This window comes from Streptomyces sp. NPDC047061 (assembly GCF_040643955.1).
In the GTDB taxonomy this organism is placed as follows: Bacteria; Actinomycetota; Actinomycetes; order Streptomycetales; family Streptomycetaceae; genus Streptomyces.
This window is the reverse complement of the sequence record NZ_JBEYVI010000010.1, coordinates 160,048-186,591: the sequence shown is the minus strand read 5'-3', so window position 1 is coordinate 186,591 and position 26,544 is coordinate 160,048. Positions and strand designations below refer to the sequence as shown.

The following is a 26,544-nucleotide window of genomic DNA, read 5'->3' as shown; positions in this document are numbered from 1 at the left end:
GCGGCCGGACGGTGATTTGGTGAGGTGGGTTGGATCCAGGCTGTCAGTGGAGCAGACTGCCTTGCAGTTCGGCGCGCAGGTCGGGCGTGAGTACCGCGCCCGCGCGGTCGACCAGCAGTGCCATCTCGTAGCCGACGAGGCCGATGTCGCATTCCGGGTGGGCCAGTACGGCGAGGGACGAACCGTCGGAGACGGACATCAGGAAGAGAAAGCCGCGTTCCATCTCGACGACCGTCTGCGCCACGTTGCCGCCCTCGAAGATCCGGGAGGCCCCGGCCGTCAGCGAGGTGAGCCCGGACGCGACGGCCGCCAGCTGGTCGGCGCGGTCGCGGGGGAAACCTTCGGACATCGCCAGAAGGAGACCGTCGGCGGACACGACGACGGTGTGGGACACACCGGGGGTGTTGTCCACGAAGTTGGTGATCAACCAGTTGAGGTTCTGTGCCGCCTGGCTCATCGGACTCAACTAACGCTCCTGCTGGTGAGTGGGGCTCGGGAAGCTGCCGGTCTGCGGGCCGTTGCCGGCCTGCCTGCCCTGCGCGATACCCCGACGGAGATTGGTCAGCCGGCCGCGGACGTCATCAGGCGCACGCGAGACCTGCGGACCGGTGTGGTGCTGTTGCTGCTGTGCCGTGCCCGGAACCAGGTTCGCCCGGGGCACCCGGCGCGGCAGACCGGAGGTGGTGACACCGCCCGCCGCCGGCTGCCGTACGCGCTCCGCCTGCCGGACGAGGTCGTCGTTCGGGGAGGTGCGCCAGGCTGCCTGGGCGGGACGCTGGGGGGCCGCGGCGGCGGGGGCCGGCGGCTGGGAGGGCACCGGCGGGATCGGCGGAACCGACGCCGCCGAACCGTTGCCGTTGCTCTGCGGGCGCTGCTGCTCCTGCTGGCCGCCGTGGAACCAGTTGGTCTCCAGCGTGTCGTACAGCGGGGTACGACCGTCACCGGGACCGCTGGCCGGCGGCAGCGCCTCCGGCTCCTGGCGGACCGGCGGCGCGGGCGGGACCGGCGGACGCTGCGGCGTACCGAAGTCCATGCCGCGGCCGTTGGTCCCCGGACGCTCGAACTGGCCGGTGCCGTACTGGCCGGTGCCGTTCTGGCCGTTGCTCGCGTAGCCGTTCTGGCCGCCGGGCAGGGAGTGCTGCCCGGTGGAACCGCCGTCGAAGGACGGCGCGGCGAACTGGCCGGTGGAACCATTGTCGTAGGCCTGCGGGGCCGCGAACTGCCCGGTGTTCTGGGAGCCGTTCTGCGGCGCGGCCGGTGCGCCGAAGACGTCGGAGCGCACGAACTGGCCGTTGTCCTGCTGGCCGTTGACGTTCGGGCGCGGGAACGAGCCGGTGTCCTGCGGTCCGGTGGTACCCGGTCGCGGGAAGGAGCCGGTGTCGTGCTGGCCGTTGACGTTGGGGCGCGGGAAGGAACCGGTGTCCTGCGGTCCGGTGGTACCCGGTCGCGGGAAGGAGCCGGTGTTCTGCACGCCGTTCGGCGCGTTGAAGTCCGGGCGCGGGAACTCGCCGGTCGACGGGGCCTGGGGGATCGCCGGCATCTGCGAGGTGGCGCCGAGGCCCTGCCGGTCGTCGATGCGGGGCATCGGCGCGGTGTGGGTCGGGTCCAGCTCGTCGTGGCCGCGCGGGGTGTCCAGCGAGGCACGGGAGAGCGGCGGCTGGGCGTTGTCGTCGCTCCAGCTGGGGCGGCCCGCCTGCGGGTTGCCCCCGGGCAGTTCGGCCCGCGGACCACCGCGCGGCGGCAGCTGGGGCTGACGGCCCTGGTCGGAGGGGTTCGCGGAGCGCTGCGGCGAGGCCGGGGCACGGTTGCCGAAGGCGTCCTGGCCGCCGAAGGAGCCCTGCGCGTTGCCGAACGCGTCCTGGTTGCCGAAGGCACCGGCACCCGCGTTCGGCCGGCCCTGCTGGCCGCGCCCACCGGCCGGCGCACCCGGACGGCCGCCGTTCTGGCCGGCGCCGGGCAGCGCGGCCCGGGGACCCTGGCCGCCGCCGACCTGACCGCGCGGACCCGCACCGGCACCGAGCAGCCCGCCACCGGAGGGAGCACCGGAACCGAGGGCGCCACCGCGTCCGCCGGCCGGGGCGCCGCCGCCGAGCGCCGGAGCGGGAGCACCCGCGCCGAGCGAACCGGCACCGCCGCCCTGGCCGTTGCCGCGCCGGGCGGCGGCCGCACCGGCCGCGGCCTGCGTGGCCGCCGGGCCGCCGGACTGGGCCGGGACACCGGGCTTGCCGGGAGCCGGCTTCTTGCCGCCCTGGGCGACGTCGACCGGCAGCATGACCAGCGCGGTCGTACCGCCGGAGTCGGACGGGCGAAGCTGGATGCGGATGCCGTGGCGCTGCGACAGACGACCGACCACGAACAGACCCATGCGGCGGGAGACCGAGACGTCCACGGTGGGCGGCGAGGCGAGCCGCTCGTTGATCGCCGCGAGGTCCTCGGGGGAGAGGCCGATACCGGTGTCGTGGATCTCGATCAGGACGCGGCCGTCGGGCAGCGCGTGACCGGTCACCTTGACCTTGGTCTGCGGGGAGGAGAACGAGGTGGCGTTCTCGAGGAGCTCGGCGAGCAGGTGCACGAGGTCGTTGACCACGCGGCCGGCCACTTCGGTGGTCGGCACGGCGGCCAGTTCGATGCGCTCGTACTGCTCCACCTCGGACGCGGCGGCGCGGAGCACGTCGACCAGCGGGACCGGGCGGGTCCAGCGGCGGCCGGGCTCTTCACCGGCGAGGACCAGGAGGTTCTCACCGTTACGGCGCATACGCGTCGCGAGGTGGTCGAGCTTGAAGAGGGAGGACAGCTGGTCCGGGTCGGCCTCGCGGGACTCCAGTTCGGAGATGAGCGAGAGCTGACGCTGGATGAGGCCCTGGGAGCGGCGCGAGAGGTTGGTGAACATCGCGTTGACGTTGCCCCGGAGGAGGGCCTGCTCGGCGGCGAGGCGGACCGCCTCGCGGTGCACGTCGTCGAAGGCCGCGGCCACCTGGCCGATCTCGTCCCGGGAGTGCACACCGACCGACTCCACGGACGTGTCGACGTCCTGCGGGTCGGACTCGGAGAGCTGCTTGACCAGCTCGGGCAGGCGGTCCTGGGCGACCTTGGTGGCGGTCTCCTGGAGGCGGCGCAGCGAGCGGATCATGGAGCGGGCCACGATGAAGGCGCCGACCAGCGACACACCGAGGACGAGCAGGATCAGCGCACCGGAGATGATGGCGGACTGCTCGGAGGAGGCACGCAGCTCGCGGGCCTTCTGCTCCATGTCCTCGAGCAGCGTGTGCTCGATCTTCTTCATCTGGTCGATCTTGGTCGAGCTGTCGTCGACCCAGTCGAGGTACGAGCGCTTGCTGAGCTCGTTCAGACCGTTCTGGGCGCCGAGCGCACGCTTGGCGTAGGTGTCCGCGGCCTCGATCGTCGGGTTGTTGCCGTCGATCGGGCTGAGCAGGTCGGCCGCGTTGCCGGCGTAGATCTTCCGGAAGATCGTCAGCTCGGAGGTCTCGCTCTCCTGGGCGGACTCGCCGTAGAGGCGGTCGTTCTCGGAGAGGTCGCCGGCGCTCGTGCCGTTGGCGGGCAGGGCCGCGGCGATGACGGCGCGCTGCACGGACGCGTACTCCTTGGCGGTGGAGAACGCCGCCAGGGCGCGGGTGCGCTGGATCATCTCCGGGTTGCTGGAGGCCTGCGCCATGTCCTGGGAGAGGTCGATCAGCTGGGTGATCAGCCGGTGGTAGGCCTCGACCGTCTGGGTCGAGTTCTCGTTCTGCTGGTAGGCGTCCTTGCGGATCTTCGCCAGGTCGTCCAGCTGGCCGGCCAGACCGACGAGGCTGTCGCGGACGCCCTGGAGCTGACCGTTCTTGCTCGCGGTGTCGATTTCCTCGGAGGCGTTGAGGAAGTTCTCGCGGGCGCGGTCGGTCTGGTCCTCCAGACCCTTGATCGCGGCGTTCGTGGGCGATCCGCCGTGCGCCAGCGGGCCCGCCGTCCGGTCGCGCTCGGTCTGGAGCGCGGTGGCCAGCTCGGTCGCCTGCGTGGTCATGTCCGTCAGCAGCTGCATGTTGTCGAGCTGCTGGATGTCGTCGAGCGACTGGTTGATGCGCACGGCGCCCAGCGTCGTCGCCGCCACCACGGGGAGCGCGAGCAGCGACACCAGGCGCGTGGAGATGCGCCAGTTGCGCAGGGCTATGCGCGAGCCCGCGTTGGACGGGCCCGTCGGGGGCTTGATCGTCGGAGTCGGTGTGGTGGTCGGCTGGGGGCCCGAAGACGCCGACACGGCGGGGCGCCCGGAGCGCTCACCGCCGTCACCACCACCGCCGACCGGGGCCGGGCCCGGGTTCTGGGCGTGCTGGGGCGAGGAACCGCGGTCGGTCCCGCCGTGCGCCTCCGGCTCCGCCGGAGCGCTGCCATCCCTCTTGAAACGTCCCTGCACTAGCGTCGCAACCTCTGGACCAGGCGCCCTTCCGGGAACGGAAGGACACGGTGTCGGCGTTGTACGGGGAGCGCCCTGAATACGCCCCCTGTTGGTCGTGAGTGTGACCGGCGCTGGCTCCCCCTGTCTCGCCGCCACTCGGCGCTGCGTTGCGCCCTCTGCGCGCCGGCTCGATCCTGCGGCGGTTCCGTGGAATTCCAGCACAGTGCCGGATCTCCAACAAGGGCCGTGGACCGAGCTGTGACCTCCGTGACAGCGTGTGAGTGACACGTTACGAGATGTGGAAGCCGATCGCGTACATAAAGGGCGTATCCCTGTCAGTTGGCAGTGTGCGGACCGTGTCCCAGTCGCCATGATCAGGAGCGGAATGACAGGTTCAGTTCGTCAATGTCCGTTTCGTTGCGCCTGGCTGTCGGCCGGATATGACCGCTTTGCCCCTGGGGTCGTGAGCAAACTCACATGCAGATCCGGGCCTCTTGGCGGCTTCGGCCGGGAATTCGATGTTTAGCCTGGCGCTTTACAAGAGGGAAGTCTCTGCCAACCCACACACGACGGGGTCCACTGCAACCGTGAAGACGACGATGATGTTCCGCAACATAGCCAACCCCCGCCGCACCACCCTCGCCCACCTCGAGGACGCCGAGGAGCTGCAGACCCCCGAACTGCCCGAGCACTCCCTCGACCTCCCGGCCCAGACCGCCAACCCGCGGCGCACGATCCTCATGGAGATCCCGGCCGGGACCTCGGTCGCGGAGTAGTACGGGGCCCGGCCGCCGTTCACTCACCCACCCGGTCACCGGGTTATTCCGCGGCGGCCACCCCTTACCGCGTTAGCCTGGAGCGTCAGACTCCAGCCGGCTCAGTGAGGGGCGCAAGGATCCCGTGCGCATCGCCAGGTTCTCCATCGACGGGAACGTCGCCTTCGGCGCCGTCGAGGGCGACAAGCAGGACGAACTCGTCCTCGACATCATCAAGGGCATTCCGTTCGCGGACTTCGAGCTCTCCGGTACCAAGGTCCCGCTGAGCAAGGTCCGCCTGCTCCCGCCGGTGCTCCCCAACAAGGTCGTCGCCTACGGCCGCAACTACGCGGAGCACGCGAAGGAGCTGGGCAACGAGGTCCCGGACGCCCCCTTCGCCTTCTTCAAGCCGTCCACCTCGGTGATCGGCCCCGGCGACGACATCCAGTACCCGACCTTCTCCCAGGACCTCCACCACGAGGCCGAGCTGGCCGTGGTGATCGGCCGCATGTGCCGCGAGGTCCCGCGCGAGCGCGTGGCGGACGTCATCCTCGGCTACACCTGCGCCAACGACGTCACCGCCCGCGACGTCCAGAAGCGCGAGAAGCAGTGGGCCCGGGCCAAGGGCTTCGACACCTCCTGCCCGCTCGGCCCCTGGGTGGAGACGGACCTGGACCTCGCCACCGCGTCCGACCTGACGATCCAGCTCACGGTCAACGGCGAACAGCGCCAGCTCGGCCGTACCAGCGAGATGATCCACTCCATCGCGGACCTGGTCGTCAACATCACCGAGGCCATGACGCTGCTCCCCGGCGACGTCATCCTCACCGGCACCCCGGCAGGGGTCGGCCCCCTCAGCGTCGGCGACGAGGTCGCCGTCACCATCGAAGGCATCGGCACTCTCACCAACAAGGTTGTCAAGCGTGGCTAGCGCACCCGGCACTCCCGTTCGCGTACGTTTCTGTCCGTCCCCCACCGGTAACCCCCACGTGGGCCTGGTCCGCACCGCCTTGTTCAACTGGGCGTTCGCCCGGCACCACCAGGGCACGCTGGTCTTCCGCATCGAGGACACCGACGCGGCCCGCGACTCCGAGGAGTCGTACAACCAGCTGCTCGATGCGATGCGCTGGCTGGGCTTCGACTGGGACGAGGGCCCCGAGGTCGGCGGCCCGCACGCGCCGTACCGCCAGTCGCAGCGGATGGACATCTACCGGGACGTCGCCGCCAAGCTGCTCGACGCCGGTCACGCCTACCACTGCTACTGCTCCCAGGAGGAGCTGGACACCCGCCGCGAGGCCGCCCGCGCCGCCGGCAAGCCGTCCGGCTACGACGGCCACTGCCGCGACCTCACCGAGGAGCAGGTGGCGGAGTACAAGGCCCAGGGCCGCACCCCGATCGTCCGCTTCCGGATGCCCGACGAGACGATCACCTTCACCGACCTGGTCCGCGGCGAGCTCACCTTCACCCCGGAGAACGTCCCGGACTACGGCATCGTCCGCGCGAACGGCGCCCCGCTGTACACGCTGGTCAACCCGGTCGACGACGCCCTGATGGAGATCACCCACGTCCTGCGCGGCGAGGATCTGCTCTCCTCCACCCCGCGCCAGGTCGCCCTCTACAAGGCGCTCGTCGACCTCGGCATCGCCCAGCAGGTCCCGGCCTTCGGCCACCTCCCCTATGTCATGGGCGAGGGCAACAAGAAGCTGTCGAAGCGCGACCCGCAGGCGTCCCTCAACCTCTACCGCGAGCAGGGCTTCCTGCCCGAGGGCCTGCTCAACTACCTCTCGCTGCTGGGCTGGTCGCTCTCCGCCGACCAGGACATCTTCTCGATCGGCGAGATGGTCGCGGCCTTCGACATCTCCGACGTGAACCCCAACCCGGCCCGCTTCGACCTGAAGAAGTGCGAGGCGATCAACGCCGACCACATCCGCATGCTGGACGTGAAGGACTTCACGGAGCGCTGCGCCCCCTGGCTGAAGGCCCCCTTCGCCCCCTGGGCCCCGGAGGACTTCGACGAGGCGAAGTGGGAGGCGATCGCCCCGCACGCCCAGACCCGTCTGAAGGTCCTCTCGGAGATCACCGAGAACGTCGACTTCCTGTTCCTGGCGGAGCCGGCCGAGGACGAGGCGTCCTGGACCAAGGCGATGAAGGAGGGCAGCGACGCCCTCCTGGCCACGGCCCGCGAGAAGCTGGAGGCGGCCGACTGGACCTCCCCGGAGTCCCTGAAGGAGGCCGTCCTGGCCGCAGGCGAGGCCCACGGCCTCAAGCTCGGCAAGGCCCAGGCCCCGGTCCGGGTGGCCGTCACCGGCCGCACGGTCGGCCTGCCCCTCTTCGAGTCCCTCGAGGTCCTGGGCAAGGAGAAGACCCTGGCACGGATCGACGCGGCACTGGCGAAGCTGACCGCGTAGACACGCGCGCGTGAAGGGGCGGCAACCGGATCACCGGGAGCCGCCCCTCACGCGTCCCCCAGTAGCCCCCGAGCCGTCTCCGGGAGTTAACCCCTCCGGCCAACTTCCGCTTCCTGGGCGGACGTTGGATGTTTCCTGTGCGCATGATGTGCATGCGTGACCGGTACAGGGGGTGGGGGACGTGACCCGTTCACGGCACGAAGTGATCCGTTCGCGCAGACTGGCCACGGCGGTCGTCGCCGGAGCAGCGGCGCTGACCTGCGTCGCGGGGACCTCGCCCGCGCAGGCCGGGCCCGCGGACCCGTCGCAGGTCGGGTTCGTCACGCTCAGGTCGTGGGAGCCGACCTACGTGTCCTACATGTGGGCGGGGGCGTCCGGGTTCCAGTGGGAACCCCGGACCTCCGTCGGCCCCGGCACCTGGGTGGACTACCCGGGCTTCGTCCCGCCCGCGCACGCCGGGCCGGGCGACCTGGCCACCGGCACCGACGTGGTCAGCACCTGGGACGGGGGTGCCGAGGTGACGCAGCGGCACCGTTCCACCGGTGTGACCGCCACCGTCACCGTCCCGGCGGGCCAGACCTACCAGGCCACGTCCGGCTGGAGCGTGCTCACCCAGGACGCCTCCGGCACCCCGCACGTCCTGCGGGCCGCGGCCGACGGCTCCACCACCGACCTCGCCGTGACCGGACTCCCCGCGGGCGCCCGGCCCACCGGATACGTCCCGGGCGGCTCGGTCCGCCGCGCCGCGATCGTCTACACCCTGGACGGCACCACCTCCGTCGGGCTGGTGGACCTCGGCGACGGCGCCTTCCGCACCTACGTCACCGGAGTGGCCGCCGATCCGCCGGTCCGCTTCAACGACCGCTGGCTGGTGGCCGACTGGAAGTACATCCGCGTCGACGCGGCCCCGGGCACCCAGCCCACCGGTATGACCCCCTGGGGCGCCGAACTGGTGGCCGTCGTCGGTGACCAGCTCCTCACCGGCAACCCGACCTTCGTCCAGGGCGGCACCAAGCCCGCGCTGACGGCCCGCTCGCTGACCACCGGGGAGACCCGCACCGTCCTCGCGAACTCCTCCGGAGGCATGGGCCCCACCCCGGACGGCGGCGCACTCGCCACCGCCGGCACCTCCAGCCTCGACTGGAACGTCCACCGCGTCACCCCCACCGCGGACGGCGGCACCGCGACCGAGAAGGTGGCCCAGATCCCGGCCGACCGGATACGGGCCGAGGGGCTGGCCATGGCCGGCGGCGAGCTGTTCCTGGACGGCAGGCAGGGCAGCGGCCACGTGATCTCCAGCTTCGCGCTCGACGCCGGCGGCGTGCCGGTCGGGCCCCAGACCCGCCGCAGCCCCGCCCTGGCCGACCCCACCTGCCTCCCGGGCGACGCCGCCTGCCCCCAGCTGGAGGCGCTCGGCGGCGGACACGTCGTCCACCTCTTCACCGACTCCTCCGGCCGGGAGTACGTGGTCGAGACCGGCCTCGACACCGCCTCCCTGCAGAACGTGCAGACGGGCGACTCCGGCGGCCGCATCGCCGGCGCCACCGGCCGCTACGTCCTCTACAACGGCGGCACGCCCGGCGTGCAGAAGATCCTCGACTTCCCGCGCGGCGCCACGTCCGGCAGGGTCGCGCTCAGCCGGAGCCGCACCACGGCGGCCCTGTGGGGCACCGTCCTGTGGACGCCCGGCACCACCAAGGGGTCGATCACCGGCCACGACCTGAAGACCGGCAGGACCACGACCACGGTCACCACCGGCGCCCACTGCACCCCCACCGACATCCAGGCCGTCAACAGCCGCCTCTACTGGAGCTGCGGCGCCTCCGGCCCGGCCGGGGTCTACGACCGGGCGGCCAGGCGGAACGTCCCGGTCCCCGCCGGCCCCTCCCCGGCCCGCCTCGGCGACGGCTTCCTGGTGCGCGAGAACCGGACCACCCACGAACTGCTGCTCACCGACGTCCACACCGGGACCGCGAAGACGCGGGTCGTCGCCGCGCTGCCCAGGACCGACCAGAACACGGGTGCCGGCAACGGCCGTTGGGCCGTGGACCGGTTCGGCGGCCAGATCGCCTACCTGGGCGCGTCGTACGGGCAGGTGTGGCTCGCCCCCAGCGGCGTCCCCACCTCGCCGCTCGCCCAGATGGACGCGCAGGTCTACTCGCCGTCCGTCATCACCAGGTCGGCGCCCTGGTCGCCGGTGTGGCAGCTGAACAAGCCGTCCACCTGGACCCTGACGCTCGCCACGCCCTCGGGCACGGTCCGGCGCACCCTGACCGGCGCCGCCACGGGCGCGGCCGTACGCCCGGCCTGGGACGGCACCACCGACAGCGGCGCCGCGGCCCCGACCGGCACGTACACCTGGAAGCTCACCGCCCGTCCCCGCGACGGCCAGGGCCGGACCCTGACCCTGACCGGCACGATCACCGTGGGCTGACGGCGCCCGCGGGGTACGGTCGGTGTCATGACGATCAGGGCCGTGGTCTGGGACGTGGACGACACTCTCTTCGACTACACGAGTGCCGACCGCGAGGGCATGCGGGCGCACCTGGCGGCGGAGGGGCTGCTCGCGGGGTGGGGGAGCGCGGAGGCGGCGCTGGTGCGGTGGCGGGAGATCACCGACCAGCAGTGGGCGCGGTTCGCGGCGGGCGAGCTCACCTTCGAGGACCAGCGCCGCGACCGGGTGCGGGTGTTCCTGGGGGCGGAGCTCACCGACGCCGAGGCCGACGACTGGTTCCGCCGGTACCTGACGCACTACGAGGCCGTCTGGAGCCTGTTCCCGGACGTCCTGCCCGCCCTGGACGCCCTCGCGGCCGGCTACCGGCACGCCGTGCTCTCCAACTCCAGCCTGCACGTCCAGGACCGCAAGCTGCGCACGCTCGGGGTGCACGACCGCTTCGAGGCCGTCCTGTGCGCAGCCGAACTGGGCGTATCCAAGCCCGCGGCCGGCGCCTTCCTGGCGGCCTGCGAGGCGCTGGAACTCGCCCCGCACCAGGTCGCGTACGTCGGCGACCACCCGGAGATCGACGGGCGGGGCGCCGCGGACGCCGGGCTGCTGTCGGTCTGGATCGACCGCCGGGGACCGGCCGCCGCACCGGCCTTCCGGCCGTCCATCGGCCCGGCCGCCGACCCGGCCACCGGGGCCGACGCTCCCGCCGGCCCGCACCGGATCGCCTCCCTCGCCGAACTGCCCGCGATCCTCCGCGCGGATACCCGTTTTGGAGCCCCGTCCACCTTCGGGTAATGTTCTTCCTGCGCCGCCGGAGAGCGGGCCGAAAGGCCGGAACCGGAGGCGCGAAACTAGAACAAGATCCCCTCAGGGGCTTGCGTTCCAGTGGCCTATGGTGTAATTGGCAGCACGACTGATTCTGGTTCAGTTAGTCTTGGTTCGAGTCCAGGTAGGCCAGCTCGCAGAGCTCATCTGCAAAGCCCCCGTTGTGTAGCGGCCTAGCACGCTGCCCTCTCAAGGCAGTAGCGCCGGTTCGAATCCGGTCGGGGGTACGGAGATCTTCCACGGATGATCGCTAGGGCCCCCGTTGTGTAGCGGCCTAGCACGCCGCCCTCTCAAGGCGGTAGCGCCGGTTCGAATCCGGTCGGGGGTACGAACTGGTCTAAACCACATTGGTCTATGGTGTAATTGGCAGCACGACTGATTCTGGTTCAGTTAGTCTTGGTTCGAGTCCAGGTAGACCAGCTCGGGTCTGCGGAAACGCAGATCTTCGCCCCCGTTGTGTAGCGGCCTAGCACGCCGCCCTCTCAAGGCGGTAGCGCCGGTTCGAATCCGGTCGGGGGTACACACAGAAGGCCCTCTGCTTCGGCGGAGGGTCTTTGTCGTGCCGCAAGGCGTACGGCACTGGGTGTGCGGTGCCTTACTCGAAGCCGTAACGCCGGGCCGTCTCCTCCTCCTGGGCCAGTCGGTGCAGCGCCTGGAGCATCGGCTCCACCAGCACCGCGCTGGCCACCGCGGCCTCCACCTTCTCCGCCTCCGACGGATGCGTCTCCAGGAAGTCCAGGTCGGCGACGGCCGCCTGGTACATCAACTGCGCACGCGGCAGCAGGAGTTCGGCGTCCCAGTCGTAGCCGAGCCGGCGGAACGCGGCCAGCGCGACCACCAGCCGGCGGTACGCGGGGGAGATCGTCGTCAGCTGCTTGGCGTTCTCCCAGCCGAGCCTGTCGAGGAGGGCGTCGGCCTCCCGGTGCGCGGCCCGCACGTACTCGTCGTCCTCGTCCGGCTCCGGGAGCTGCGGCAGCGCCCACAGGGCGGCGCCCACCCGGATCGTGCGGCCCAGCGAGTCGTCGTCCACATGCCCGAGCACCTCGCGGACCGTCGCCACGGGGATCCGCCCCACCTGGATCATCGCCCGCACCAGCCGCAGCCGCCGCAGGTGCTCCTCGTCGTACTCCGCGGTCGTGGCGTTGACCTGGCGGCCGGGCGGCAACAGCCCCTCGCGCAGGTAGTACTTGATCGTCGCGGCGGACACCCCGCTGCGCTCGCTCAACTGGGCAAGCCGCATGTCTTGCGCGCCTCCTTGGTAAGTGCCACTATCCAAACATCGACAGAAGGATAGTGTCGCTATCCGACAGGCTCCGGGGGTGTCGTTCCACATGGTCTCCATGTTCACCAAACCGATTCCGGGCCGTACGACCGCTGCCCGCGAGGGTGACGCGGTGGTCCTGCTCATCGGCATGCGCATCAACCACTTCTGGGCGGTCCACCAGTGGCTCCCGGTCATGCTGTCGATGTTCCGCATGCTGAGGGAGCTGGCGCGCGACCCCGGCCGGGGGCTGCTCGGCCGCATCCTGCTGACGGCTTCGCCGCGGACGTACTACGTCGTCCAGTACTGGGAGTCGAAGGAGAAGCTGTACGCGTACGCGAGTTCGCCGGAGATGCTGCATCACGGGATGTGGAGCACCGTGAACCGCAAGGAGCGTGAAGGGAAGCTGCGGCAGCACGTGGGCCTGTGGCACGAGACGTACGTGGCGCCCGAGGGCGCGTACGAGTCGATCTACTTCGACATGCCGGAGTTCGGGATGGGTGCGGCGAGCGGGGTACTGCCGCTGGAGCGCCGGGGGCGTTACGCGAAGGACCGGTTCGCTTATAGAAGCGCTGACAGCAGCGCCCCGTAAGGGGCGCGGGGAACTGCGCGATCAAGCACGACGGCGTCGCGGACGGCTGACGACCCGGTGGGGGCAGACGCTGCGCCGTGGTGGGCTCCGGTCACTGGGCGGGTGCGGGCAGCATGTGGCTGGTCGCGCAGTTCCCCGCGCCCCCAGGGGGTTGCACTCCCGTCGGGAGAGGCCTGCCGCGGCGTTGAGGCCGGCCTCTCCCGGTGGGGAGCCTCAGCCGGAACGGCGCAGCGCCTCCGACAGGCGGGCCGCTGCGTCGATGACGGCCTGGGCGTGCATGCGGCCCGGGTGGCGGGTCAGGCGCTCGATGGGGCCGGAGACGGAGACGGCCGCCACCACCCGGTTGGAAGGCCCTCGCACCGGCGCCGACACCGACGCCACGCCCGGCTCGCGCTCGCCGATGGACTGGGCCCAGCCGCGGCGGCGGACGCCCGAGAGGGCCGTCGCCGTGAAGCGGGCGCCCTGGAGGCCGCGGTGCAGCCGCTCCGGCTCCTCCCAGGCCATCAGGATCTGCGCCGAGGAACCGGCCTTCATCGTCAGCGTCGAGCCGACCGGAACCGTGTCCCGGAGTCCGGACAGCCGTTCCGCCGCGGCCACGCAGATCCGCATGTCCCCCTGGCGGCGATACAGCTGCGCGCTCTCTCCGGTGATGTCACGGAGGTGCGTCAGCACCGGGCCCGCCGTCGCGAGCAGGCGGTCCTCGCCGGCCGCCGCGGCCAGTTCCGCGAGTCGCGGACCGAGAATGAAACGGCCCTGCATGTCGCGTGCCACCATGCGGTGGTGTTCCAGGGCCACGGCCAGCCGATGGGCCGTGGGCCGTGCCAGTCCGGTGGCCCCGACCAGACCCGCGAGGGTGGCCGGACCGGACTCCAGGGCGCTCAGGACAAGGGCCGCCTTGTCCAGAACGCCGACGCCGCTACTGTTGTCCATGCAACGATACTCACGTCTCACTCTGTGAAACGCAAGTTCAATTTTCCGTGGAACGCGCCACCCTGGAATCACACAGTGGCCCGCAGACCAACGGGCCCGGCGGCGGACGCCCGGAACCACGACTTCAGGGGCCCGGTACTCGGGCAGCCGCCTCCTCAAGATCTCTAGTTGGGCCGGTGCACGTCTGCCGGCCGGAGGGAAAGCGATGGGTAGGACACTCGCGGAGAAGGTCTGGGACGACCACGTCGTCCGGCGCGCCGAGGGCGAGCCCGACCTCCTCTTCATCGATCTGCACCTGCTGCACGAGGTGACCAGCCCGCAGGCCTTCGACGGGCTGCGCCAGAACGGCCGCCAGGTGCGCCGCCTCGACCTCACCATCGCGACCGAGGACCACAACACCCCGACCCTCGACATCGACAAGCCCATCGCGGACCCGGTCTCCCGCGCCCAGCTGGAGACGCTGCGCAAGAACTGCGCCGAGTTCGGGGTGCGCCTGCACCCGCTGGGCGACGTCGAGCAGGGCGTCGTGCACGTCGTCGGCCCCCAGCTGGGCCTGACCCAGCCCGGTACGACCGTGGTCTGCGGCGACTCCCACACCTCCACGCACGGTGCCTTCGGCGCGCTGGCGTTCGGTATCGGCACCTCCCAGGTGGAGCACGTGCTGGCCACCCAGACGCTGCCGCTGGCCCGCCCCAAGACCATGGCCATCACGGTCGACGGCGAGCTGCCCGAGGGCGTCACCGCCAAGGACCTGATCCTGGCGATCATCGCCAGGATCGGTACCGGCGGCGGCCAGGGCTACATCCTGGAGTACCGCGGCTCCGCCATCGAGAAGCTCTCGATGGAGGCCCGGATGACCATCTGCAACATGTCGATCGAGGCCGGCGCCCGCGCGGGCATGATCGCCCCCGACGAGACCACCTTCGCCTACCTCAAGGGCCGTGCCCACGCCCCCGAGGGCGAGGACTGGGACGCCGCCGTCGCGTACTGGAAGACGCTGAAGACGGACGCGGACGCCGAATTCGACGCCGAGGTGCACATCGACGCCGCCGCGCTCTCGCCGTTCGTCACCTGGGGCACCAACCCCGGCCAGGGTGCGCCGCTTTCGGCGGACGTCCCCGACCCGGCTTCGTACGAAGACGCTTCGGAGCGCCTCGCCGCCGAAAAGGCCCTGGAGTACATGGGGTTGGAGGCCGGCCAGCCGCTGCGCTCGATCAACGTGGACACCGTCTTCGTAGGCTCCTGCACCAACGGCCGCATCGAGGACCTGCGCGCCGCCGCCGACATCCTGAAAGACCGCAAAGTCGCCGACGGCGTACGGATGCTGGTCGTCCCCGGCTCCGCGCGGGTCGGTCTGCAGGCCGTCTCCGAGGGCCTGGACGTGGTCTTCAAGGACGCCGGCGCCGAGTGGCGGCACGCGGGCTGCTCGATGTGCCTCGGCATGAACCCGGACCAGCTGGCCCCGGGCGAGCGCTCCGCGTCCACCTCCAACCGCAACTTCGAGGGCCGGCAGGGCAAGGGCGGCCGTACCCACCTGGTGTCCCCGCAGGTCGCGGCCGCCACGGCCGTCCTGGGCCACCTGGCCTCGCCCGCCGACCTGTCCGACGCCGACGTATCCACGCCCGCTGGAGTCTGATCAGCCATGGAAGCATTCACCACGCACACCGGCCGGGCCGTCCCGCTGCGCCGCTCCAACGTCGACACCGACCAGATCATCCCTGCTCACTGGCTCAAGAAGGTCACCAGGGACGGCTTCGAGGACGGTCTGTTCGAGGCCTGGCGCAAGGACGAGAACTTCATCCTCAACCGCCCCGAGCGGCAGGGCGCGACCGTCCTGGTCGCCGGCCCCGACTTCGGCACCGGCTCCTCCCGCGAGCATGCCGTCTGGGCGCTGCAGAACTACGGCTTCAAGACCGTGATCTCCTCCCGCTTCGCCGACATCTTCCGGGGCAACTCGCTGAAGAACGGCCTGCTCACGGTGGTCCTGGACCAGAAGATCGTGGAGGCGCTGCAGGAGCTCACCGAGAACGACCCGCAGGCCGAGATCACCGTCGACCTGGAGGCCCGCGAGGTGCGCGCCGAGGGCGTCACCGCCTCCTTCGACCTGGACGAGAACTCCCGCTGGCGGCTGCTGAACGGCCTGGACGACATCTCCATCACCCTCCGGAACGAGGCCGACATCGCCGAGTACGAGGCCAAGCGGCCGTCGTACAAGCCGCGGACGCTCCAGGTCTGAGCCGGCGCCGCTTCGGCGTGAACCGACACATCTGAATACGGCTGGTTTCAGCCACCGCAACACCCCTCCTGTACCCCCGATCGCCACGATTGGGGGTACAGCCATGTCTGCACCCGAACGGGCGCTCGCGTTGTCGCAGGTCTTGCCAACTTCCCACGTTAGGGCGGATGTTGTCGGGGTACGTGAGTGCTGTGTCCGTGGCTTCCGCAAGTGCCCGGAAGGCCATTTGAGGCGCCAGTTGCACCCTGCGCAGGCGACAACTCGCCCCAGATGGCACAATCTGTGCATGGAACACGACGGCCAACTCCAGCTCTATGCGGCGGTCGCGGGCCAACTCAAGGAAGCGCACACAAAAGTGCGCGCACTGCAAGTCCCGGAGGGCGTACGGATGGCGCTGACCCGGAAGCTGCTGGTCATTACGGCCGCGGCCAAACACGACGTCGCCGACGCGGCAAGGCGGCTCGAACGGTTCAACGCGGACCTCGACGCGGGTCGAATCCCCGAAGAGGACCGCTGACCGGACCGTACGAGCAGGCCGAGTCCGTTGCGGCACAAGGGTGATAAGCCCGTTTCGTGTTTGATTTGCGGTATATATCTGCCTAACGTGCGAAAAAGCTTGAACACATTCGTTCTGGCGATGTCTCCGAAGGGGAAGACGTGAACAAGGCGCAGCTCGTAGAAGCGATTGCCGACAAGATGGGCGGCCGCCAGCAGGCCGCCGAGGCTGTCGACCATGTCCTGGACGCCATCGTCCGCGCGGTCGTCGCGGGTGAGCGGGTCTCGGTCACCGGCTTCGGGTCCTTCGAGAAGGTGGACCGCCCCGCCCGCTACGCCCGCAACCCCCAGACGGGCGAGCGGGTTCGGGTCAAGAAGACCTCCGTGCCGCGCTTCCGTGCCGGCCAGGGCTTCAAGGACCTGGTGAGCGGCTCCAAGAAGCTCCCGCGCGGCGGTGAGGTCGCGGTCAAGAAGGCGCCCAAGGGCAGCCTGACCGGCGGCGCTTCGGCGACGGTCAAGAAGGCGGCGGCGAAGAAGACCACCGCCAGGAAGGCCACGGCGGTGGCGAAGAAGACCGCCGTGAAGAAGACGGTGGCCAAGAAGACCACCACCGCTGCCGCGAAGAAGACCACGGCGGCGGCGAAGAAGACGGCCGCGAAGAAGACCACGGCGACGGCGAAGAAGACGGCCGCGAAGAAGGCGCCGGCCAAGAAGGTCACCGCCAAGAAGGCGCCGGCCAAGAAGTCGACGGCGCGGAAGGCTGTCGCCAAGAAGACGACAGCCGCACGCTGAGGCGGGGCCCGCTGCACGGCGGGGTCGGGATACTCACGCGACGGGCCGGATTCCCCTGGGGAGTCCGGCCCGCGGTGTGTTTGAGGGATGCGTTCAGTTTCGGGTGCCGGCCGGTGGGAGCTGGTCGCGCAGTTCCCCGCGCCCCTCGGTGGGCTGCGCCTCAGAATGTTTGAAGGGTCACCAGGGTGACGCGGAGGTCGTCTCCGCTTCCCGCGGTCTCGATCCGCACCCTCTGTCCCGGCCTGAGCAGGCGCAGTCCGCCCGCGTCGAACGCCGGGCCGTCGAAGGGCACCGGTGTCCCGTCGTCGAGAAGTACCTGGCCACTGTGCGTCACCGGGTCGTACGTGTATGCGGTCGCCTGCATGAGCGCAGCCTACTGGTCCGGGATCAGCAGGCGGGCCGCCAGCATGGCCGTGCGGGGGCCCACGCCCAGGGCCAGGGCCGCGCGCAGGTCGGCGCCGGTGTCCACGTCCTGGCGTACCGAGTCCACGCCCACCAGTCGCAGTTCCTCGGCGCCCGAGGCGGCGTGCCGGGCGCGGGAATCCAGGCCGAATGCCGGCGCCAATTCATGGCCGGGGGTCGCCGCCAGCAGGGTGGTGCCGATTGCCGCCGTGTCCGGGAGAAAAGCGCGCGGGAATTCCGCGGCCGCGTCCAGGACCCGGGACAATTCCAGTGGGCGTACCGCCGGCAGATCGGCGTTCAGGGCCGCCACGGGGCTTTCCGGACGCGACGCCCGGACGGCCGCCGCGCCGTGCCGCAGCGCCGCGTTCAGGCCGCTCGCCGGCGTGTCCGGGACGATGCGCGCGCCCAGCGCCGACAGCTCGCGCCCGGCCAGTGTGTCGTCCGTGACGACCGCCACGTCCTTCACCGACAGGCAGGCCAGCGCCGCTGCCACCGTGTCCTGGGCGAAGGCGAGGGCCAGCGACGGACGCACGCCGTCCGCCGCGGTGTCCGCGAGCCTGCTCTTGGCGCGGGCCAGCGGCTTGAGCGGGATGACCAGGGTCCACTGCACAGTCGTACCGTCCCTCCCTTGTTGCCTCATTGTCACCCGGGCTCCCGGGGTGGTCGCGATGCCGAGGCGTACGGTGTTCTCGACAGGCCGGCGGGCCGGGGCCACACTTCTTCCCGATCCCAGGCCGGGATGAAGTCCTAGAGGAAGGTGTCCGCGTGCCCCGCCGGAGAATCGGCTTCTGGTACCGCTTCGCTGCGGTGCTCTGCAAACCTCCGCTGGTCGTTCTGATCAAGCGGGACTGGCGCGGAATGGAGAACATTCCGGCCGAGGGCGGATTTATCACCGCGGTGAACCACAATTCCCACATCGACCCCTTCGCCTACGCCCACTATCAGTACAACACCGGCCGCGTTCCGAGATTCCTCGCGAAGAGCGGGCTTTTCAAGAAGGGATTCGTCGGCGCCGCGATGCGCGGTACCGGCCAGATCCCCGTCTACCGCGAGTCCACCGACGCGCTCAGCGCCTTCCGGGCCGCGATCGACGCCGTGGAGCGCGGCGAGTGCGTCGCCTTCTACCCCGAGGGAACGATCACCCGCGACCCGGACCAGTGGCCCATGACCGCCAAGACCGGTGCCGCCCGGGTCGCCCTGCAGACCAAGTGCCCGGTCATCCCGGTCGCCCAGTGGGGCGCCAACGAACTGCTCCCGCCGTACGCGAAGAAGCTCAACCTGCTGCCCCGCAAGACGCACCACGTCCTCGCGGGCCCGCCGGTCGACCTCACGCGCTTCTACGACAAGGAGATGACCCAGGACGTCCTCAAGGAGGCGACCGAGGTCATCATGGCGGCCATCACCCGCCAGCTGGAGGAGATCCGCGGCGAGAAGGCTCCCGAGACCCCCTACGATCCACGGCAGGTGCGGATCGAGCAGCGCCGCCGCACGCGTGCGCAGAGCGGTGCGGAAGAGGAGAGCGGCAAGTGAGCAAGCCTGCCAAGGCGGCGGTCTTCAGCGCGGGTTCGTGGGGTACGGCCTTCGGGATGGTGCTCGCCGACGCCGGGTGCGAGGTCACCCTGTGGGCGCGGCGCGCGGAGGTGGCCGAGGCCGTCAACTCGGGCCGTACCAACCCCGACTACCTGCCCGGCGTGGAACTCCCCGAGAACCTGCGGGCCACGACCGACCCCGCCGAGGCGGCCGCCGGCGCCGACTTCACGTTCCTGTCGGTGCCGTCCCAGACCATGCGGGCCAACCTCGCCGAATGGACGCCGCTGCTCGCGCCCGAGACGGTCCTGGTGTCCCTCATGAAGGGTGTCGAACTCGGCACCACCATGCGGATGAGCGAGGTCATCCAGGACGTCACCAAGGTCGCCGCGGACCGCGTCGCCGTCGTCACCGGCCCCAACCTCGCCCGCGAGATCGCGGCCCGCATGCCGGCCGCCGCCGTGGTCGCCTGTACCGACGAGACGGTCGCCCAGCGGCTCCAGGCCGCCTGCCACACGCCGTACTTCCGGCCGTACACCGAGACCGACGTGGTCGGGTGCGAGCTGGGCGGCTCGGTGAAGAACGTCATCGGCCTCGCCGTGGGCATCGCCGACGGCATGGGGCTCGGCGACAACGCCAAGGGTTCGCTCATCACGCGCGGCCTCGCGGAGACCGCGCGGCTCGGCATCGCCCTCGGCGCCGACCCGCTGACCTTCTCGGGTCTCGCCGGGCTCGGCGACCTGGTGGCCACCTGCTCCTCCCCGCTCTCCCGCAACCACACCTTCGGCACCAACCTCGGCAAGGGCATGACCCTGGAGGAGACCATCGCGGTCACCAAACAGACCGCCGAGGGCGTCAAGTCCTGCGAGTCGGTGGCCGATCTGGCCCGCCGGCACGGCGTGGAGATGCCGATCACCGAGACGGTCGTCGACATCGTGCACGAGGGCAAGCCGCCGGTGGTCGCCCTCAAGGAGCTGATGTCGCGCAGCGCGAAGCCCGAACGACGCTGAGCGAACCCGCCCTGCCGACGCTGTCTCGGGGCCCTACCACCGGGTACTCTCAACGCGATATGAGCACCCAGAACCTCCCCCAGAGCCCTGAGCAGCCCGCTCGCAAGCCGCGCGTGGCCGTCGTCTTCGGCGGCCGCAGCTCCGAGCACGGGATCTCCACGGTCACCGCCGGAGCCGTCCTGAACTCCATCGACCGGACGAAGTACGACGTCCTGCCGATCGGCATCACCCGGGAAGGCCGCTGGGTGCTCACGGCCGACGAACCCGAGCGCATGGCCATCACCGAGCGCCGCACCCCCGAGGTCGGCGACCTCGCCGAGTCGACCGAGGGCGGTGTGGTCCTCCCCGTCGACCCCGCCAGCCGCGAGGTCGTCTACAGCGAGCCCGGCTCGGTGCCCAAGGCGCTCGGCGAGGTCGACGTCGTCTTCCCGGTGCTGCACGGCCCGTACGGCGAGGACGGCACCCTGCAGGGTCTCCTGGAGCTGTCCGGCGTCCCGTACGTCGGTTCGGGCGTGCTCGCCTCGGCCGTCGGCCAGGACAAGGAGTACATGAAGCGGGTGTTCGCCTCCTTCGGGCTCGGCGTCGGCCCGTACCTGGTGATCCGCCCCCGCGAGTGGCAGCAGGACGAGTCCGCCGCCCGCAAGCGGATCGTCGACTTCGCCGGCGAGCACGGCTGGCCGCTGTTCGTGAAGCCCGCGCGTGCCGGTTCGTCGATCGGCATCACCAAGGTCGACGACCTCTCCGGCCTGGACGAGGCGATCGCCGAGGCCCAGTCCCACGACCCGAAGATCCTCGTCGAGGCGGGCATCCGCGGCCGTGAGATCGAGGTCGGCGTCCTGGAGTTCGAGGACGGCCCGCGCGCCTCGGTCCCGGCGGAGATCCCGCCGCCGTCCGAGCACGCGTACTACGACTTCGAGGCCAAGTACATCGACTCCACCCCCGGCATCGTCCCGGCCCCCCTCACCCCCGAGGAGACCGCCGAGGTCCAGAAGCTCGCGGTGGACGCCTTCGAGGCCGCGTCCTGCGAGGGCCTGGTCCGGGCCGACTTCTTCCTCACGGAGGACGGCGACTTCGTCATCAACGAGATCAACACGATGCCGGGCTTCACCCCGATCTCGATGTACCCCCAGATGTGGCAGGCGACCGGTGTCGCCTACCCCGAGTTGATCGACCGCCTGATCCAGGCAGCCCTGAACCGTTCGACGGGGCTGCGCTAGAGAACGCCCCGCGCTGAAGCGCCCCGTCAGGGGCGCTGCCTAGTCGGCAATCCCTTCCGGAATCGCCTTCTTGACGGCAGGCGCCAGGCTCACCAACGGCGCCATGCCGTCCCCGGTCCGCCCCGCGGGAATCGTCACCTCGACATACGCCTTCCGCAACGTCGTCGTGAACCGAAACGATTTGTCGGCCCGCTGCTCCAGCAGCCATCCGACCCCGTTCACTTCCACCCCGTCGGCTTCCGGATCGGACATCTTCGCGGGTCGCGAAACACCGCAGCGCAGTATGATCGCGGGGTCCCCCCAGCCCGCGGTCAGCGCGGACGAGGGCTCGGGGTCACGGCGCGTGAGTCCGTCGACCTTCTTCGGCAGCACCCCGTCGAGGCGACGGCACAGCTTCGCAACCGCCCCGCCCGGACTGGGAACCGCCGCCGACGGGGCGTCGTCTGCTGATGAGCAGCCCGCTGCCGCGATCATCAGCGCGGCGAGCGCGGGCAGACCGGATGGCCGGTGACGGAAGATGTTCACCGGCCAAGGGTAGACGGGGGCTACAGATGGACGACCGGGCAGGTCAGGGTGCGCGTGATGCCGTCCACTTGCTGGACCTTCGCGACCACCATGCGACCGAGTTCATCGACTGTGTCGGCTTGCGCGCGCACGATGACGTCGTACGGTCCTGTCACGTCCTCGGCCTGGATGACGCCGGGGATCTTGCTGATCGTCTCGGCGACGGTCGACGCTTTGCCGACCTCCGTCTGGATCAGGATGTACGCCTGTACCACGGAACCTCCAGGGCGGCCACGAGGATCATGTGGGGAAAAGGAACGCCACGGTATCGCGTCGCCGCTCACCGCGGGGAGACCTGCGCGGACAGGGGCTTGCGCGCCGGGGTGCAGGCACGACAGATGTTGACGGTCACCTCGACCGTATCCACGACCACGGTGACGCGCGAGCGGGCACGGCAAGGCAGAGAAGGGGCGTAAGGGCAATGAAGGGCACTGTTGGTGAGCTGGGGGAGTTCGGGCTCATCAGGGAGCTCACCTCCCGTCTCACCACCACTCCGGCGGTCCGGGTCGGTCCCGGCGACGACGCCGCGGTGGTCGCCGCGCCCGACCGCCGGGTGGTGGCGAGCACCGACATCCTGCTGGAGGGCCGGCACTTCCGCCGCGACTGGTCCACGGCCTACGACGTCGGCCGCAAGGCGGCCGCGCAGAACCTCGCGGACATCGCCGCCATGGGCGCGGTGCCGACCGCCCTGCTGCTCGGCCTGGTCGTGCCCGCCGAACTCCCGGTGACCTGGCCCAGCGAGCTGATGGACGGCCTGCGCGACGAGTGCCAGGTGGCCGGCGCCTCGGTGGTCGGCGGCGACGTGGTCCGCGGCGACACGATCATGGTGTCGATCACCGCGCTCGGCGACCTGCGCAACCAGGAGCCGGTCACCCGGGCCGGCGCCCAGCCCGGCGACCTGATCGCCGTCACGGGCTGGCTGGGCTGGTCCGCGGCCGGCTACGCGGTGCTCTCCCGGGGCTTCCGCTCACCGCGGGCGTTCGTGGAGGCGCACCGCCGCCCCGAGCCGCCGTACCACGCGGGCCCGGCCGCCGCCGCCCTCGGCGCGACCGCGATGTGCGACGTGAGCGACGGGCTGATCGCGGACCTCGGGCACATCGCCGAGGCCAGCAAGGTGCGGATCGACATCCGCTCCGGCGCGATCGACATCCCGACCCAGATGAACGACATCGGCCAGGCCGTCGGCGTCGACCCCATCCAGTGGGTGCTGACCGGGGGCGAGGACCACGCGATCGTGGCCACCTTCCCGCCGGACGTGAAGCTGCCCGCCCGCTGGAAGGTCATCGGCGAGGTCCTCAACCCGTCCGCGCTGCCCCAGGTGACCGTCGACGGGGCGCCCTGGACCAGCAAGGGCGGCTGGGACCACTTCGGGGACATCGAGTCGTGACAGCCGTGACCCTGCCGCGGGTACTGACGGTCGCGGGCTCCGACTCCGGCGGCGGGGCCGGGATCCAGGCCGACCTGAAGACGATGCTGGCGCTGGGCGTGCACGGCATGAGCGTGCTCACGGCGGTGACCGCGCAGAACTCGACGGGCGTGCAGGGCGCTTGGGAGCTGCCGGTGGCGGCCGTCCGCGCCCAGTACCGGAGCGTGGTCGACGACATCGGCGTGGACGCGGTGAAGACCGGGATGCTCGCCTCGGCCGAACTCGTCGAGACGGTCGCGGAGTTGCTCGCCGCCACCGACGCCCCCGTGGTCGTCGACCCGGTCGGGATCTCCAAGCACGGCGACCCGCTCCTCGCCGCCTCCGCCCTCGACCCGGTCCGCACCCGGCTCCTCCCGCTGGCCACCGTCGCCACCCCGAACCTCGACGAGGTGGCACAACTCACCGGGGTGCGGGTCGAGTCGGAGGCGGATCTGCGCCGGGCCGCGGCGGCCGTGCTGTCGTACGGTCCGACCTGGGTGCTGATCAAGGGCGGGCACCTGCCCGGCGAGGCCGTCGACCTGCTCACGGACGGCACCGACGAACTCCTGCTGCGCGCCCCCAGGCACGACAACCGGCACACCCACGGCACCGGCTGCACCCTTGCCTCCGCGATCGCGTCGCAGCTCGCGAAGGGGCAGTCCGTGCCGGAGGCGGTGACGGCGGCGAAGGAGTACGTCACCGGGGCGATCGCGGCCGGGTTCGCGCTCGGCGCCGGGATCGGGCCCGTGGACCACGGCTGGGCCCTCAGCCCGCGGACAGCGCCGGGTACTCCCGCAGCCTGATGTCCGTGACCGCCTTCTCGGTCATCCTCTTGAAGAACCGGGCCGGCGGGCGCGAGGCGAGCACCCGGTACATCCGGTCCCGGTCCCGATCCCGGCTTCGAACTGGTGTACGTCCACGGCGTCGGGGGCGGGGGCCGCCGGGGTCGAGAGGGGTGCCGTCGTCGGCGCGGACGTCCAGGGGGCCCAGGATGCCGAAGCGCACGGGATCAGCTTGTCGGGGCACCGTTTGCCGGGGTTCGGAATTTCCGGCACGGCGCAGCGCAGCCTCGGCGCAGCGCGGGCAAGGCAAAAAGCCGGCCCACCCGGAGGTGGACCGGCTCTGTGCAGCGAACCAGCGGTGGCCGCGCGCTCAGCGACAGTGCGTCAGCGCGAGACCTTGCCGGCCTTGATGCACGAGGTGCAGGCGTTCACGCGCTTCGGCGTCCCGCCGACCACGGTACGCACACGCTGGATGTTCGGGTTCCAGCGGCGGGACGTACGGCGGTGCGAGTGCGAGATGTTGTTGCCGAAGCCCGGCCCCTTGCCGCAGACGTCGCAGTTGGCAGCCACGGGTCACTCCAAAGACTTCAGATGCACTTACGGTTGAATCCCGGCAGGCCGGGATCGAGATCCTACGGATCGAAGATCTTGAGTGGCGTTGCCAGGGGAATGGCCCGATCAGATCGGGCAACCGGAGCAGCATACAACGGCTGCGTCCGTTAGACGAAACTAGCATGGCAGCTCAGGGGCCCGCCCCCGGCCCTCTTCCGGCGGACACCCTTCCGGGGTCTACGCTGCGTCCACGTTCGGCAGGCTCAGGGAGGCGCAGGTGGCGCAGGTGCCGCAGACATTCTTCGATGCTCTCGCGGTACGCACCTGGTGCGGACTGGCGCTCGGTGCGCTCGGGCGGTCGCGCGAGGAGATCGACGCGATCAACGTCTACCCGGTGGCCGACGGCGACACCGGTACGAACCTGTACATGACGGTGGAGTCGGCCGCGGGGGCCGTGGAGGCCGTCTTCGCGGGTTACGAGCTGGGCGAGGAGGTGCCGACCCTGGCGGACGCCGTCCGCGCGATGGCCCACGGCGCCCTCATAGGCGCGCGCGGCAACTCCGGCACGATCCTGGCCCAGCTGCTGCGCGGCATGGCCCACATCCTCGCCGAGGGTGACGCGACTCACATCGACGCCGAGGGGCTGCGGCTCGCCCTGCGGCACGCCGCCGACGCCGCCCGCCAGGCCGTCGCCCACCCGGTGGAGGGCACGGTGCTGTCGGTCGCGGCGGCCGCGGCGGACGCCGCAGCCGCGGTGGAGGGCGACTGCGGGGCGGTCGCGCGGGCCGCCTACGAGGGTGCGTGCAAGGCGCTCGCGGCGACTCCGGGACAACTCGCCGCACTGGAGCGGGCCGGGGTGGTGGACGCCGGCGGGCGGGGTCTGGTCGCGGTGCTGGGGGCGCTCGTCGAGGCGTTCACGGGGGAGACGCCCACCGCTTTCGACCTGCACGCGCACGGGGAGGGCCCGGCCGGGCACGCGCGCGTGGACGCCGTCTCCGACGCCCGGGCCGCGGGCTGCGCCGAGCCGGGCGGCGGACCCGCCTTCGAGGTCATCTACCTCCTGGAGGCCGAGGACGCCGCCGTGGACCGGCTCCGGGCCCGGCTCGACGCCCTCGGCGACTCCCTGGTGGTGGTCGGCGGCGACGGCCTGTGGAACGTCCATGTGCACGTCGACGACGCCGGCGCCGCCGTCGAGGCGGGCGTGGAGGCCGGACGCCCCTACCGGATCCGGATCACCCACTTCGGCGCCGGGGACGTGCACACCGGCGGGGAGCGGCCGCAGCGCGAGCGGGTCCAGCGGGCCGTCGTGGCCGTCGTGCCGGGGGAGGGGCTGGCCGGGCTGTACACCGAGTCCGGCGCGACCACCGTGCTCGCCCGCCCCGGGGAGCCGCCCGCCAGCGGGGAGCTGGTGGACGCCGTACGGCGCGCCCACGCGCGCGAGGTGGTGCTGCTGCCCAACGACGCCGACCTGCGGCACACGGCCGCCGCCGCGGCCGAGCAGGCCCGCGCGGAGGGCATCCGGGTCGCCCTCATCCCGACCCGCTCGGCGGTCCAGGGCATCTCCGCGCTCGCGGTGCACCAGCCGGACCGCCGCTTCGACGAGGACGTCGTCCAGATGACCTCGGCGGCCGGCGCCACCCGCTACGCCGAGGTCGTGGTGGCCGAGCGGCAGTCCTGGACCATGGCCGGCATCTGCCAGGCCGGGGACGTGCTGGGCCTGATAGACGGCGACGTGGCGGTGATCGGCTCGGACGTCACCGCCACCGCCGAGACCGTCCTGGACCGCATGCTCCAGGCCGGCGGCGAGCTGGTCACCCTCGTCCTCGGCGACGAGGCCCCCGACGGCGTCGCCGACCGCCTGGAGGCACGCGTGCGCGAGGCGTACCTCGCCGTCGACACGGTGGTCTACCGGGGCGGCCGGCAGGGGGCTCCGCTCCTCATCGGCGTCGAGTGAG

At 71.2% G+C, this 26,544-nt stretch carries 26 protein-coding genes and 5 tRNA genes; 21 read left to right on the top strand and 10 right to left on the bottom strand.

The genetic code is table 11. The annotated features are described in order from the left end of the window. Positions 1-43: 43 nt before the first annotated feature. On the bottom strand, positions 44-457 hold the full coding sequence (locus tag ABZ887_RS17680) for a roadblock/LC7 domain-containing protein (RefSeq protein WP_003973453.1): 414 nt from the start codon (positions 455-457) through the stop codon (positions 44-46). A 9-nt stretch (positions 458-466) separates the two neighbouring features. Then, positions 467-4,408: a nitrate- and nitrite sensing domain-containing protein gene (locus ABZ887_RS17675; RefSeq protein WP_361289740.1), complete on the bottom strand. Its 3,942-nt coding sequence runs from the start codon at positions 4,406-4,408 to the stop codon at positions 467-469. A 569-nt stretch (positions 4,409-4,977) separates the two neighbouring features. Here ABZ887_RS17675 and ABZ887_RS17670 point away from each other — a divergent pair. The 10 genes from ABZ887_RS17670 (at position 4,978) to ABZ887_RS17625 (ending at position 11,344) form a co-directional block, all read left to right on the top strand. Next, positions 4,978-5,166 carry a hypothetical protein gene (locus ABZ887_RS17670; protein WP_361289737.1) on the top strand — a complete coding sequence of 63 codons (189 nt, stop codon included), beginning with the start codon at positions 4,978-4,980 and terminating at the stop codon, positions 5,164-5,166. A 124-nt stretch (positions 5,167-5,290) separates the two neighbouring features. Continuing rightward, a complete protein-coding gene (locus tag ABZ887_RS17665) occupies positions 5,291-6,076 on the top strand; it encodes a fumarylacetoacetate hydrolase family protein (protein WP_361289734.1) in 786 nt (261 codons plus the stop codon). Beyond that, complete coding sequence (gene gltX, locus ABZ887_RS17660) at positions 6,069-7,553, top strand: glutamate--tRNA ligase (protein ID WP_361289731.1); 1,485 nt, start codon at positions 6,069-6,071, stop codon at positions 7,551-7,553. The genes ABZ887_RS17665 and gltX overlap by 8 nt, the downstream gene beginning before the upstream one ends. Positions 7,554-7,734: 181 nt before the next feature. Next, positions 7,735-9,987, top strand: coding sequence for a FlgD immunoglobulin-like domain containing protein (locus ABZ887_RS17655; protein WP_361289728.1), 2,253 nt, complete (start codon positions 7,735-7,737; stop codon positions 9,985-9,987). Between the two features lie 27 nt (positions 9,988-10,014). Then, positions 10,015-10,794, top strand: a complete 780-nt coding sequence (locus ABZ887_RS17650; RefSeq protein WP_361289725.1) for an HAD family hydrolase — start codon at positions 10,015-10,017, stop codon at positions 10,792-10,794. 91 nt (positions 10,795-10,885) lie between these two features. Next, positions 10,886-10,957: transfer RNA gene (locus tag ABZ887_RS17645), tRNA-Gln, on the top strand. Between the two features lie 21 nt (positions 10,958-10,978). Then, positions 10,979-11,051: transfer RNA gene (locus ABZ887_RS17640), tRNA-Glu, on the top strand. A 28-nt stretch (positions 11,052-11,079) separates the two neighbouring features. Continuing rightward, positions 11,080-11,152: transfer RNA gene (locus ABZ887_RS17635), tRNA-Glu, on the top strand. 20 nt (positions 11,153-11,172) lie between these two features. Then, positions 11,173-11,244: transfer RNA gene (locus ABZ887_RS17630), tRNA-Gln, on the top strand. A gap of 27 nt (positions 11,245-11,271) precedes the next feature. Next, positions 11,272-11,344 (top strand) — tRNA-Glu (locus ABZ887_RS17625). A 75-nt stretch (positions 11,345-11,419) separates the two neighbouring features. Here the strand turns inward: ABZ887_RS17625 and ABZ887_RS17620 are convergent. Then, positions 11,420-12,064 carry a MerR family transcriptional regulator gene (locus ABZ887_RS17620; RefSeq protein WP_361289723.1) on the bottom strand — a complete coding sequence of 215 codons (645 nt, stop codon included), beginning with the start codon at positions 12,062-12,064 and terminating at the stop codon, positions 11,420-11,422. A gap of 100 nt (positions 12,065-12,164) precedes the next feature. On the opposite strand from ABZ887_RS17620, the gene ABZ887_RS17615 reads away from it, so the two are divergent. Then, on the top strand, positions 12,165-12,677 hold the full coding sequence (locus tag ABZ887_RS17615; protein ID WP_361289869.1) for a DUF4188 domain-containing protein: 513 nt from the start codon (positions 12,165-12,167) through the stop codon (positions 12,675-12,677). Between the two features lie 213 nt (positions 12,678-12,890). On the opposite strand, the gene ndgR is transcribed toward ABZ887_RS17615, so the two are convergent. Then, positions 12,891-13,607 carry an IclR family transcriptional regulator NdgR gene (ndgR, locus tag ABZ887_RS17610; protein WP_123973900.1) on the bottom strand — a complete coding sequence of 239 codons (717 nt, stop codon included), beginning with the start codon at positions 13,605-13,607 and terminating at the stop codon, positions 12,891-12,893. Between the two features lie 205 nt (positions 13,608-13,812). Between ndgR and leuC the strand changes: the two genes are divergently transcribed. From leuC to ABZ887_RS17590, 4 genes are all read left to right on the top strand, one after another. After that, the gene (gene leuC, locus ABZ887_RS17605; RefSeq protein WP_361289719.1) at positions 13,813-15,243 is read left to right on the top strand and encodes a 3-isopropylmalate dehydratase large subunit; all 1,431 of its coding nucleotides are present in this window, start codon (positions 13,813-13,815) and stop codon (positions 15,241-15,243) included. A 6-nt stretch (positions 15,244-15,249) separates the two neighbouring features. Continuing rightward, a complete protein-coding gene (gene leuD / locus ABZ887_RS17600; RefSeq protein ID WP_361289716.1) occupies positions 15,250-15,843 on the top strand; it encodes a 3-isopropylmalate dehydratase small subunit in 594 nt (197 codons plus the stop codon). 286 nt (positions 15,844-16,129) lie between these two features. Then, positions 16,130-16,360 carry a hypothetical protein gene (locus ABZ887_RS17595; RefSeq protein ID WP_181802287.1) on the top strand — a complete coding sequence of 77 codons (231 nt, stop codon included), beginning with the start codon at positions 16,130-16,132 and terminating at the stop codon, positions 16,358-16,360. Between the two features lie 140 nt (positions 16,361-16,500). Beyond that, a complete protein-coding gene (locus ABZ887_RS17590) occupies positions 16,501-17,130 on the top strand; it encodes an HU family DNA-binding protein (RefSeq protein ID WP_361289712.1) in 630 nt (209 codons plus the stop codon). 160 nt (positions 17,131-17,290) lie between these two features. Here the strand turns inward: ABZ887_RS17590 and ABZ887_RS17585 are convergent, their stop codons facing one another. Together ABZ887_RS17585 and cofC are read right to left on the bottom strand one after the other, a co-directional pair. Beyond that, entirely contained in the window at positions 17,291-17,494 is a 204-nt protein-coding gene (locus tag ABZ887_RS17585) for a hypothetical protein (protein WP_361289709.1), read from the bottom strand. Positions 17,495-17,503: 9 nt separating this feature from the next. Further along, the gene (cofC, locus tag ABZ887_RS17580; RefSeq protein ID WP_361289706.1) at positions 17,504-18,142 is read right to left on the bottom strand and encodes a 2-phospho-L-lactate guanylyltransferase; all 639 of its coding nucleotides are present in this window, start codon (positions 18,140-18,142) and stop codon (positions 17,504-17,506) included. A gap of 155 nt (positions 18,143-18,297) precedes the next feature. Between cofC and ABZ887_RS17575 the strand changes: the two genes are divergently transcribed. From ABZ887_RS17575 to ABZ887_RS17565, 3 genes are read left to right on the top strand one after another with little or no spacing between them, the layout of a single operon-like run. Continuing rightward, on the top strand, positions 18,298-19,062 hold the full coding sequence (locus tag ABZ887_RS17575) for a 1-acyl-sn-glycerol-3-phosphate acyltransferase (RefSeq protein WP_361289704.1): 765 nt from the start codon (positions 18,298-18,300) through the stop codon (positions 19,060-19,062). Further along, entirely contained in the window at positions 19,059-20,069 is a 1,011-nt protein-coding gene (locus tag ABZ887_RS17570) for an NAD(P)H-dependent glycerol-3-phosphate dehydrogenase (protein WP_361289701.1), read from the top strand. The genes ABZ887_RS17575 and ABZ887_RS17570 overlap by 4 nt, the downstream gene beginning before the upstream one ends. Positions 20,070-20,128: 59 nt before the next feature. Next, complete coding sequence (locus ABZ887_RS17565) at positions 20,129-21,286, top strand: D-alanine--D-alanine ligase family protein (protein ID WP_361289698.1); 1,158 nt, start codon at positions 20,129-20,131, stop codon at positions 21,284-21,286. Between the two features lie 39 nt (positions 21,287-21,325). On the opposite strand, the gene ABZ887_RS17560 is transcribed toward ABZ887_RS17565, so the two are convergent. Together ABZ887_RS17560 and ABZ887_RS17555 are read right to left on the bottom strand one after the other, a co-directional pair. Beyond that, positions 21,326-21,811, bottom strand: a complete 486-nt coding sequence (locus tag ABZ887_RS17560; protein ID WP_361289695.1) for a DUF3515 domain-containing protein — start codon at positions 21,809-21,811, stop codon at positions 21,326-21,328. A 20-nt stretch (positions 21,812-21,831) separates the two neighbouring features. Further along, positions 21,832-22,065, bottom strand: coding sequence for an Lrp/AsnC ligand binding domain-containing protein (locus ABZ887_RS17555; RefSeq protein ID WP_028802415.1), 234 nt, complete (start codon positions 22,063-22,065; stop codon positions 21,832-21,834). 206 nt (positions 22,066-22,271) lie between these two features. On the opposite strand from ABZ887_RS17555, the gene ABZ887_RS17550 reads away from it, so the two are divergent. After that, on the top strand, positions 22,272-23,237 hold the full coding sequence (locus ABZ887_RS17550; protein WP_089098531.1) for a thiamine-phosphate kinase: 966 nt from the start codon (positions 22,272-22,274) through the stop codon (positions 23,235-23,237). Further along, complete coding sequence (thiD, locus tag ABZ887_RS17545; RefSeq protein ID WP_361289690.1) at positions 23,234-24,058, top strand: bifunctional hydroxymethylpyrimidine kinase/phosphomethylpyrimidine kinase; 825 nt, start codon at positions 23,234-23,236, stop codon at positions 24,056-24,058. Before ABZ887_RS17550 ends, thiD begins: the two co-directional genes overlap by 4 nt. Here the strand turns inward: thiD and ABZ887_RS17540 are convergent. After that, positions 24,021-24,260 carry a hypothetical protein gene (locus tag ABZ887_RS17540; RefSeq protein WP_361289687.1) on the bottom strand — a complete coding sequence of 80 codons (240 nt, stop codon included), beginning with the start codon at positions 24,258-24,260 and terminating at the stop codon, positions 24,021-24,023. The genes thiD and ABZ887_RS17540 overlap by 38 nt on opposite strands. 161 nt (positions 24,261-24,421) lie before the next feature. After that, positions 24,422-24,607: a 50S ribosomal protein L28 gene (rpmB, locus tag ABZ887_RS17535; protein ID WP_003993230.1), complete on the bottom strand. Its 186-nt coding sequence runs from the start codon at positions 24,605-24,607 to the stop codon at positions 24,422-24,424. A gap of 259 nt (positions 24,608-24,866) precedes the next feature. Here rpmB and ABZ887_RS17530 point away from each other — a divergent pair, with 259 nt between their 5' ends. Further along, positions 24,867-26,543, top strand: a complete 1,677-nt coding sequence (locus ABZ887_RS17530) for a DAK2 domain-containing protein (RefSeq protein ID WP_361289684.1) — start codon at positions 24,867-24,869, stop codon at positions 26,541-26,543. The last annotated feature ends 1 nt before the right edge of the window (position 26,544 follow it).